Raw genomic sequence first — 10,484 nt, forward strand, 5'->3', positions numbered from 1 at the left:
CATCGTCGCTGAGAGCAAGCCGGCCGAGCCGATCATCCCGGTGCGGGTCCACCCCGGCCTGGTGCAGCACCAATTGCGGCCGGTGCCGGGCCAGCAGCGCCGTCAGCGCCGGTTCCAGCGCGGCGAGATAATCGCCATCGCCGGTGCCATCGGGCAGGCCGATATCGACATGGGAGCGCGCCTTGCGCACCGGGAAATTTTTTTCGGCATGGATCGACAGAGTGATGATGTCGCCGCGCCCGGCCATGATGCGGGCGGTGCCGTCTCCCTGGTGAACATCGCAGTCGACGATCAGGATCAGCCGCGCGTGGCCTTCGCTCACCAGCCGGTTGGCGGCGATGGCAAGATCGTTGGTGACGCAATAGCCGGCGCCGCCGTCTGGCCCGGCGTGATGGCTGCCGCCAGCACCGTTCGCCGCCCAGCCATGCGCCAGCGCGTGCAGCGCTGCCCCGAAGGTGCCGCCCGCCACGAGCCGCGTGCGGCGAGCGACAGCGGGCGTGACCGGAAAACCGATGCGCCGCTCGATCGCAGGCGGCACGGCCGCAGCCAGCACGGCATCGACATAGGCCGGATCGTGAACGGCATGCAGCCATTGCGGCGGCATCAATTCAGGATCGAGCGTTTGCACGAGCTGCCCTGCCGCCGCCAGTGCGGGCAGCAGCAGGGCATATTTCGAAAAGTGAAAGCGCCCCCCCGGCGGCAGCGGCGGGGCGTAATCGGGGTGATGGAACAGCGGCAGCGGTAAATGTGCGGCGGTCACGCCAGCGCCCGCGACGCCATTTCCAGCACATCCTTGGACATGCCGGCGGTGCCCGCGATGCGTTCGAGTTCACCGCGCATCAGGGCGCTGCGGGCGGCATCGAAACGGCGCCAGCGGCCCAGCGGCACCGCAAGCCGGGCGGCGCTTTGCGGATTGATGCGGTCCACCGCGATCAATTGATCGGCCAGCAGGCGGTAACCGCCGCCATCGGCACCGTGGAACCAGCGCTGGTTTGCGGCAAAGGCACCGATCAGACTGCGCAGCCGGTTGGGATTGGCGATGGTGAAATCGCGGTGGCCAATCAACGCCGCCACTTTGGCCAGCACGTCCGGGCGATTGGCCAGCGCCTGCACGCTGAACCATTTGTCGATCACGTCATGATTGCCGGCAAAACGCTGGTGGAAATCCTCCAGCACCGCCGCGCGCTCGGGCGCCAAAGCCTGGTTGCTGCTGTTCACCAGCGCTGTCATCGCGCCCATCCGGTCGGTCATGGTTGCGGCGGTGTCGTATTGGCGGCGGGCGGCGGCAAAGGCCTCGTCAGAACCGGCGCTGACCAGATAGCCCAAGGCGACATTGGCCAGCCGGCGCGCGCCCTTGGCTTCGGGGGTGAGCGCGGCAGGGTTTGCGGCCAGCGCCGCTGTCGCCCCGGCATAGGCATCCCACCACAAACCTTCCAGCCCCTGCGCGATGGCGAGGCGAGCGGCATCGCGGCGGCGGTGGATGGATTCGACCTCCACCACCGGCGCACAATCGCCGATGAAAGCCTCGGTCGGCAGCAGCACTGCTTCGCCCTTGAAGGCGGCATCAAGGCCCGGATCGATCAGCGTGCCGCGCACGGCCGCCACCAGTTCGCCGGGATCATCATCGGTAGACAGCACCGACAGGGCGAGGCGCTGGAAGGCTTCCCAGCGCGCGAACGGATCATCATCATGCGATGCCAGAAACGCGAGGTCGCTGCGCGCCGTTTCCGCTTCCAGCACCACGGGCGCCGAAAAGCCGCGGTTGAGGCTGGGCAGCACCGGTTCGGCAATGGCATCGAAGGTGATGTGGGTCACGGCCTCCTTCAATTGCACGACCAGTTCATCGCCGATGCGCCGGCCGCTGTTCCGGCCAATCAGCGCGAGGCGGAATGGCATGTGCATCATCGTCTTGTGAGGCTGGCCGGGCGTGGGTGGCAGCGACTGGCGCAGCGTCACCTCCACGCGAGCGCCGGCCTGGCGCACATCGACTGCCACGCGCGGCGTGCCGGCCTGTTCATACCAGCGCCGGAACTGGCCCAGATCAATGCCGCTGGCATCTTCCATTGCCTTCACCAATTCCTCGCAGGTGACGGCCTGGCCATCGTGGCGGTCGAAATACAGATCGGCACCGCGCCGGAAGCCATCGGCCCCCAGCAGCGTGTGCAGCATGCGGATCACTTCGGCGCCTTTGTTGTAGATGGTCGCGGTGTAGAAATTGGCGATTTCGACATAATTTTCGGGGCGAATCGGGTGCGCCAGCGGCCCGGCGTCTTCGGGGAACTGCACGGCGCGCAGGCCGCGCACATCGTCGATACGGCGCACTGCGGCGCTGCCCTGATCGGCGCTGAACTGCTGATCGCGAAAAACCGTGAGGCCTTCTTTCAATGAAAGCTGGAACCAGTCGCGGCAGGTGACGCGATTGCCGGTCCAGTTGTGGAAATATTCGTGCGCCACCACCCCGGCCACCGCATCGAAATCCATATCGGTCGCGGTTTCGGTGTCGGCAAGAATATACTTGCTGTTGAAGATGTTGAGGCCCTTGTTCTCCATCGCGCCGGCGTTGAAATCGGAAACGGCAACGATGTTGAATTCGTCCAGATCATATTCGCGGCCATAAACCCGCTCGTCCCAGTCCATGCTGGCTTTCAGCGCCGCCATGGCATGGGCGCAGCGCGGCACGTCGGCGGCGGCAGTCCAGATCGCCAGCTTCACGCGGCGGCCGCTTGCCGTGGTGAATTCATCCTCCAGCGCGCTCAATTCCCCGGCGACCAGCGCGAACAGATAGGCGGGCTTGGGCCACGGATCGGTCCAGCTGATTTCGTGGCGGCCGCCGGGCAGATCCTGCGCCGGCCCGCGATCGCCGTTGGACAGCAGCACTGGAAATTGTGCCTTGTCCGCCTCCAGCCGCACGCTGTAACGCGACAGCACATCGGGCCGATCCGGAAACCAGGTGATCGAACGAAAGCCTTCGGCCTCGCACTGGGTGACCAGCCGGCCCTCGCTGGCATAAAGCCCCATCAGCCGCGTGTTGCGGCGCGGGTAGATGACAACGTCGGTTTCCACGACAGCTGTATCGCCGGCAATGGGCAGGCTGAGCGTGTCGCCATTGGGATAGGCAGCCACGGCGGCGCCATCGACGCGAACAGCCGTGGTTTCGAGCGCGTGGCCATCGAGCACCAGCGGCCGATCGTGGGTGCCGTTGCGCTGCACATGCAGCCGCGCCCGCACCACGGTGCGCCCGCCATCGAGCCGAAAATCAAGCTGCACCTGCGGCACCAGCCAATCGGGTTCACGGTAATCGGTCAGGCGCACTTCGGCCAGCAGCGGGGCGGTTCGGGCATCAAGCATCCAAACATGGTGCGCGAAAGGCCAGCCAAGGGAAAGCGGTTTCTGGCCCTATTCGACCGGTACCGGCGGCGGCAGCATCAAGCCGGCAAGCACCTGCCATTCGGCCTGGGCTTCGGCTTTGAGCAGGCTGAGAGCGCGTGCGTCCCCTGCTGCCAGCAGCTGGCCCAGCGCTGCGGCGCGGGCATCGCGGCCCGCTGCCGCAGCGCCAACGAGGGGGCGCGCCGCCGCCGCACAGGCTGCTTCGCGCGCTGGCACTGCGGCAATTTCAGCAGCGGCGATCATCAGGATCAGCGCCGATGTCGCCGCTGTGCCGCCGGCATAATTGGCGTCGGGCGCCCCCGGCTGCCCAAGCAATTGCAGCGCCGGCGCGACTTCGGCTGCCTGGGCAGCGGCCAGCGCGTGAAGCAAGACGGGGAGCGGAAGGCTCAATTCAGGCCCTCCAGCGAGTGTGCGAGGGTGAGGCTGTGGAAGCGATAGGGGATGGTGCCGGCAAACATCAGCACCGGATCGTGGCTGCGGCCATCGAGGATTTCGCGCGCGGCGCTGATCCAGATCACCAACCCCTGCACCTGCGCAAACAACCGCCACCAGCGCCAGCTTTCAGGATTGATGGTGAGCCCGGACGCGGTTTCCCAAGCGGTGATGGCTTGCGCCAGCGGCAGGGATGCGGCGGGGCGGCCGGAGAAATTGGACCACAGCGGATCGCAGGCCCAAGCCAGATCCTCGTGCGCATCGCCGGGGTGGACCATTTCCCAATCCAGCACCGCCAGCAGCCGGCCAGCGCCATCATGGAGGAAATTGCCCGAGCGGTAATCGCCGTGGACGATGCTGATGCGCGCAGGCGGCGGCGGCAGGTGGGCGGCAAGCCAGCGGAACGCGGCATCCACCAGCGGTTCGGGGCGGAAGGCATCGGCGCGGAATGCCGCCTGCCAGTGCGCCAACCGCGCCGCAGCTGCATCGGCAGGCGCCATCGCCGGCAGGCTGGCCCCGGCCGGATCGGCGGCGTGAATGCGGCCCATTGCGGTGAAGAATTTCTGGCCAATGGCGGCGGCGTGCTCGCCGTAAGGTTCGGGTTCGAGCAGGCCGGCGGCTGCCCCGCCCGGTACCTCGCGCATCAGGAAGCCGGGGGAGCCGAAACTGTCCGGGCCAGGGTCGCAGAAGATTGGTTCGGGCACCGGCACATCCGATCCGGCAAAGCAGGCGATGGCACGATACTCGGCAAGCCGGTCGGTCTCGATCAGGCTTGAGGGCGGGTCGCGGCGCAGCACCAGCGCCTCGCGCCGGCCCGATGCGCCAATCGCATCGAAACGATAGGTTTGCCGGGCCGAACCGCCGTGAAAGCGTTTCAGGCCGGTGATGCTGACCGGTTCGCCCCAGCGTGCGGACAGGAAGCGCGCGAGGTGCTCAGCCGGCAAGATCGAACAATTCCCGGAAGCCCGACGGCGCGTGCGGGCCGATGGCCAATTGTTCGAACAGGCCGCGCCCGGCCACCGGCGCGGCACCGCCGATGGAGAGCTGCGCTTCGCAAAGGCCCTGAACATGGGCGTTCGTCGGATTGGCCGGATCGACGCCGGCCAGATCGATCACTTCATGCGCCGCCGCGTCGGGGCCCTGGAACATGCCATGCCCGCGAACCGGGTGGCCGTAGCCGATGCCGCGCATCATGAAATTTTCACCGATGCGAAAATCGACCGTTACGGGGCGGCCGTCAGGCAGCCGCGCTTCCAGCCGGGCGGCACCGGCGTGGCGGCTGCCGGGGCGGAAGGCCAGCGCCATCCGCGGGTCTTCCAGTGGGAATTGCGCGCCGTCTTTCAGGCGCACCAGCACGCCGGCACGGTTCCACGGGCGGCCATGTTCATCGTCGTTGCTGTGGAAAAACAGGTGCCAATCGTCAAACGCGGTCGGCGTCCACAGCCAGAAAAATTGCGGCGGCGTCGCTGGCTGCGGGCTTTGCGCATCGGGCGCGCCGATGGGGCGCACACCCCAGCTGCGATCGCGGGTGCCGCGCCAGCCGGCCAGATCGTGCGTCACGCCGGCGGCACTGATCTGCCCGCTCCATTGGCCGCCCTGGGTCATGCGGGTGACATCCATCAGGGTGCGGGTGCCGATGCGGCGAATGAAGCGGGGTTCCAGGATTGGCGCGGCGCGGCCGGTGAACAGCATTTCGCCGGAGATGCCGCTGTCGTTGGGCGCGATGGTGAGCGCCAAGCGCTGCAGCGGCTCCAGCACTTCCAGCGTCACCGGGCCAACGCGCAAATCCATGCGCTCACCGTGCAGGATGCGGCTGGCGAACAGGCTGTGCTGCTGGCCGCCATGCAACACCGAAACGGCGCAATCGATGATATTCAGGTGCGGATACACCCCCAACGCCGCGCCCACCACCGCGCTGCCATCCGGCGACCCGGCGCTGAAGAAATAGCGATCGTAGAAATTTCGATCCGTCCCTGAAACCGCAATCGGCTCCGGGGTTTGGTGGATGGGATAATCGTCGGCACGGCTGAGCATGGAGCGATGGTGACACGGCGGCGCGGCGCGGCAAGCTGCGCAATAGGCTGGGCATGACGGAGACTGGGCACAACGCCTGGCTGCGCCTAATGAACCATCATGCATCTGCTCATTATTGGCCTTGGCTACAGCGCTGGTACTATCGCGGACGCGGCGCGGGCGGCCGGCTTTGCCATTACCGCCGTGCGCTCGCGGCCCGGGCCGGATGTGCTGACGCTGGGTAGCCCGGAATTGCCCGCTGCCATCGCCAGTGCGACGCACATATTGTCGTCGGTGCCGCCGGCGGCTGACGGCAGCGACCCGGTGCTGGCGGCGCATGGCCCGGCGCTGGCGGCAGCGGGCGCCAAGTGGGTGGGCTATCTTTCGTCCACCGGCGTCTATGGCGATGCGGGCGGCGCCTGGGTGGATGAAGCCAGCCCACTCCTGGGCCGCCGCGGCGGGCGCAATCTGGCCGACGAGCAGTGGCAGGCGCTGCATCCCCAATCCCGCGTGTTTCGCCTGCCCGGCATTTATGGCCCCGGCCGGTCGGCGCTTGATCGGCTGCGCGCCGGGCCAGTCGCGCGCATCGATTTGCCCGGCCATGTGTTCAGCCGAATCCATGTGGGTGATATCGCCGGCGCGGTGCTGGCCAGCATGCACGGCGGGCCAGCCGGGCTGTATAACATCGCCGATGATCTGCCGGCACCGGGCGAAGCGGTCACGGCGGCCGCGGCGCGGATGCTGGGGATGAAGCCTTCACCGCTGATTCCACTGGAACAGGCCACGCTGTCGCCGATGGGGCGCGCGTTTTATGCCGAATGCCGCAGGGTGGCCAATGGCCGCATGAAAAGGCAGCTTGGCTATCGCTTGAAATACCCCGATTATCACGTCGGCCTTCGCGCCTGCCTTGAGGAGTCTCCCACATGAAGTTCGGCACCGGCCAATCGGTCACCCGCGTTGAAGATGCCCGCCTGCTTACGGGCAATGGCCGTTTTACCGACGATCAGTCGCGGCCCGGCATGCTGTTTGGCGTCACCCTGCGCAGCCCCTATGCCCATGCCGAAATCAGGAACATCGATGTTGCCGCCGCGCTGGATGTGCCGGGCGTTGTTGCCGTTTACACCCACAAGGATGTTGCCGACTATGGGGTGATTCCGTGTTTGGTGCCGCTGTCTGGCGATGTGAAAACACCGCGCGTATTGCTGGCCGAAGGGCGGGTGCGTTTCGTGGGCGACGGCGTGGCGTTTGTGGTGGCCGAAACCCGCGAAGCGGCGCGGGCCGGTGCGGAAGCGATTTTCGTCGATTATGACGAACTGCCCGTGGCCGCCAGCATTGCCGCTGCGCTGGCCCCCGATGCCGAATTGATCTGGCCCGAAGCCAAGTCGAACAGCCTGTTCGATTGGCAAGTGGGCGACGCCGCCGCCGTGGAGGCTGCGATTGCCGACGCTGCGCATGTGACCCGCCTCAGCATCCTGCAAAACCGCGTTGCCCCCACGTCGATGGAAGTGCGGGCTGCGCTGGGCGAGTTCAGCGAAACCGAAGGCTTCACCCTCACCACCGGCAGCCAGGGTGTCGCTTCGATGCGCCGCGAGCTGGCCAAAGTGGTTCTCAAGGTGCCGGCCGATCAGGTGCGCGTGGTCACCCACGATGTTGGCGGCGGCTTTGGCATGAAGAGCTTTCTGTATCCCGAATATGCATTGGTGCTGCACGCCGCGCGCGCACTGGGCCGACCGGTGAAATGGACCGGCGAACGCAGCGATGCCTTCCAGACCGACACCCACGGCCGCGCCATGGAAAGCGTAGCGGCGCTGGCGCTGGACGCGCAGGGCCGCATATTGGCACTGAAAGTGGAAACCTGGTCCGATCTTGGTGCCTATCAGGCGCAGTTTGGCCCGGCGATCCAGACGATGGCCGGCGGACGCATCATGGGCGGCGTTTACCGCATCCCGGCGATCCACAATCTGGTGCACGGCGTTGTCACCAACACCACGCCCGTTGACGCCTATCGCGGCGCTGGCCGGCCGGAATCGGCGTATATCATGGAGCGGTTGATCGAAGCCGCCGCCCGCGAAATCGGCATCGGCGTTGATGAAATGCGTAGCCGAAACCTGCTGTTGCCGGCCGAACTGCCGCACGAAAATGGCCTGGGGCTGACGTTTGACATCGGGAATTTTCCCGCTGTTCTGGAACGCGCCAAGCAGGTTGCCGATTGGGCCGGTTTCCCGGCCCGCAAGGCCGGCGCAGCCGCGCGCGGCAAGCGGCTGGGCCGCGGCATGGCATTTTATGTCGAAATCGCTGGCGGCGGCGGCACCGAAGAACATGCCGATGTGCGCGTGGCCGCCGATGGCATGATCGAAATGGCGGTCGGCACCCAGTCCAACGGCCAGGGCCATGAAACTGCTTATGGCCAGGTGGCCAGCGCCCGGCTCGGCGTGCCGATCGAACAGATCCGCATCGTGCAAGGCGACACCAGCCGCATGGAAGTGGGCGGCGGCACCGGTGGTTCGCGGTCGATGGCGTTCGGCGGCGGCGCGGTGCTGGTGTGTGCCGAAGACATGATTGCCCGCGGCACGGCACTGGCCAGCACCGATCTGGGCAGCGAGGTCGATTATGCCGACGGCCTGTTCAAATCGCGCGGCAGCAACAACGCGCTCAGCTGGGCCGAACTCGCCAGTCGCCACCCCGGCGCACTGGATGGCCGCAGCCGCTATACCACCAAGGAATCCAAGCCCGCGCCCACCTTCCCCAACGGCTGCCACATCGCCGAGGTAGAGCTTGATCCCGATACCGGCATGATCGCCGTCACCCGCTACAGCCTCGTTGATGATTTTGGCGTGCTGGTGAACCCGATGCTGGTCGAAGGCCAGATCCACGGCGGCATTGCGCAGGGGCTGGGCCAGGCCGTGCTGGAAAACATCGTTTACGACGATGCCGGCCAGCTGATCACCGGCAGCCTGATGGATTACGGCATCCCGCGCGCCGATGTGATGCCGCCCGCGGTCGCATTCGAAACGCTGAACACGCCGTCGCCCACCAATCCGCTGGGGGTGAAGGGCTGCGGTGAAGCTGGAACCATCGGTGCCATGCCGTCGGTGATCAACGCCATCATCGATGCGCTGGACGGCCAACAACTGGAAATGCCGGCGACGCCTGAAAAGTTGTGGCGGCTGGCGCAGGGGCTGGCCAAGGCGGCGTGAGGCTGGTCGGGGGGCAGGCTGGCAGGCCGATAATCCTGTCCCCCGCCTCAGTGGGCAATCAAGATCGGCACCGGCGCATCGGCCAGCAGGCCGCGTGTTACGCCGCCGAACAGCATCTGGCGCATGCGGCTGTGGCCATAGGCGCCTTGCACGATCCAGGCTGCCTCGCGTTCCGCTGCCACGCTGCGGATCACTTGCTCGATGCTTGAACTGCCCTTTGCGCGCTCCTCCACCTCGGCCGCGATGCCGTGCCGCGACAAGAAGGCGGCTGCAGCGCGCGCCGTGAAGGGCGAATCCTTTTCCTCAACGGTCAGCAACGTCACGGCCTCGCTCAGCGCCAGTAGCGGCATCGCAGCGCGCATCGCCCGGGCGGCTTCCTGCCCGCCGTCCCAGCACACCACTGCCGGCCCGGCGACATTGATGCCGCGCGCAGCCGCCGGTACCGCCAGCACCGGCGCCGGCGCGCGGATCGCCGCTTCGCCGGTCATGCCCAGTTGCATCGCCGACTGGCGCGAAAACGGCCCGGCGCTCATGATGACCACATCGGCAAGGCGGGCATGTTCCACCAGGCGATCGGCAGAATCGCCATCACCCGATTGCCATTCCCAGCTAACGCCCTCGCGGGCCAGCCGCGCTTCAATGGCCGTGCGTTCTTCCTTGCGGCGGGCTTCGACCGCGTCGATCAACGTGGTCACCGGAAACGCGCCCATCGCCGGATCGCCCAGCGCATAGGCGGCATACGGCATCACCGACAGGCAAACGAGATGGCCGCCGCAGCTGCGCGCCAGATCGAACGCCGCACCCAGCCGCGCCTCCTGCCCGTCGTCGCCTTCGATATGCACAAGGATGGTCTTCATGGCTGCGGTTCCCCAGTGATCGGTTGGGAGGAGTGTGGCACGCATGCCTTGAAATACTATCGGGATGCATACCTAGTCCATGTGGACAGAGCTTGATCTGAGACTCGGTCACTGATTCAAGGCTGTCTTTTGGAGGCGGCTGCTTCCGGACGAGTATGGCAAGTGGAACAGTGTCTTCCGGCGCTATCGGCGCTGGGCCCTGACCGGCGTGTTCGACGCCTTGCTGGAGACGCTGGCCAAGATGGTGACGCGTGATACCAGCGCCGACATGATCGACAGCACCGTGGTCCGGGCACATCATTGTGGCGTCGGGCTAAAAAAGGGGATCCAGAGCACGAGGGGCTTGGCCGGTCGCGCGGCGGCTTCACCACCAAGCGCCATCCGCGATGAGATCGAAGCCGCCGGCGTCGAGGCCGTCATCCCCGCCAAGAGCAACCGCCGCGTGCTCATCCCGCACGACCGCAAGCAATACCGCTGGCGCAATCTCGTCGAGCGCCTGTTCAGCAAGCTGAAGAACTGGCGCCGCGTCGCCGCCCAATACGACAAAACCCGAGAGTCCACCCTTGGTTTCGCCGCCCTCGCCTCAATCAGGATGAGG

At 66.5% G+C, this 10,484-nt stretch carries 8 protein-coding genes and 1 pseudogene; 3 read left to right on the plus strand and 6 right to left on the minus strand.

All coding sequences use genetic code 11. The annotated features are described in order from the left end of the window. The 5 genes from ACESL8_RS04270 to ACESL8_RS04290 all read right to left on the minus strand — a co-directional run. On the minus strand, positions 1-760 hold a 760-nt coding region (locus tag ACESL8_RS04270; RefSeq protein ID WP_372916311.1), incomplete at its 3' end, for a histone deacetylase. Then, positions 757-3,348: an aminopeptidase N gene (pepN, locus tag ACESL8_RS04275; RefSeq protein ID WP_372916313.1), complete on the minus strand. Its 2,592-nt coding sequence runs from the start codon at positions 3,346-3,348 to the stop codon at positions 757-759. The genes ACESL8_RS04270 and pepN, both read right to left, overlap by 4 nt. A gap of 48 nt (positions 3,349-3,396) precedes the next feature. Beyond that, positions 3,397-3,777, minus strand: a complete 381-nt coding sequence (locus ACESL8_RS04280; RefSeq protein WP_372916315.1) for a hypothetical protein — start codon at positions 3,775-3,777, stop codon at positions 3,397-3,399. Then, positions 3,774-4,763 carry a phosphotransferase family protein gene (locus ACESL8_RS04285; protein WP_372916317.1) on the minus strand — a complete coding sequence of 330 codons (990 nt, stop codon included), beginning with the start codon at positions 4,761-4,763 and terminating at the stop codon, positions 3,774-3,776. The genes ACESL8_RS04280 and ACESL8_RS04285 overlap by 4 nt, the downstream gene beginning before the upstream one ends. Beyond that, positions 4,753-5,853, minus strand: coding sequence for a hypothetical protein (locus ACESL8_RS04290; RefSeq protein ID WP_372916319.1), 1,101 nt, complete (start codon positions 5,851-5,853; stop codon positions 4,753-4,755). The genes ACESL8_RS04285 and ACESL8_RS04290 overlap by 11 nt, the downstream gene beginning before the upstream one ends. 99 nt (positions 5,854-5,952) lie before the next feature. Between ACESL8_RS04290 and ACESL8_RS04295 the strand changes: the two genes are divergently transcribed. Together ACESL8_RS04295 and ACESL8_RS04300 are read left to right on the plus strand one after the other, a co-directional pair. Continuing rightward, entirely contained in the window at positions 5,953-6,759 is an 807-nt protein-coding gene (locus ACESL8_RS04295) for an SDR family NAD(P)-dependent oxidoreductase (RefSeq protein WP_372916321.1), read from the plus strand. Next, on the plus strand, positions 6,756-9,029 hold the full coding sequence (locus tag ACESL8_RS04300) for a xanthine dehydrogenase family protein molybdopterin-binding subunit (protein ID WP_372916323.1): 2,274 nt from the start codon (positions 6,756-6,758) through the stop codon (positions 9,027-9,029). Before ACESL8_RS04295 ends, ACESL8_RS04300 begins: the two co-directional genes overlap by 4 nt. 47 nt (positions 9,030-9,076) lie before the next feature. Here ACESL8_RS04300 and ACESL8_RS04305 read toward each other — a convergent pair whose 3' ends face one another. Then, the gene (locus ACESL8_RS04305) at positions 9,077-9,886 is read right to left on the minus strand and encodes a universal stress protein (RefSeq protein ID WP_372916325.1); all 810 of its coding nucleotides are present in this window, start codon (positions 9,884-9,886) and stop codon (positions 9,077-9,079) included. Between the two features lie 208 nt (positions 9,887-10,094). On the opposite strand from ACESL8_RS04305, the pseudogene ACESL8_RS04310 reads away from it, so the two are divergent. Further along, positions 10,095-10,484: pseudogene (locus tag ACESL8_RS04310) on the plus strand (hypothetical protein); the annotation flags it as partial.

This window comes from Sandarakinorhabdus sp. (assembly GCF_041689835.1).
Lineage (GTDB): Bacteria > Pseudomonadota > Alphaproteobacteria > Sphingomonadales > Sphingomonadaceae > Sandarakinorhabdus.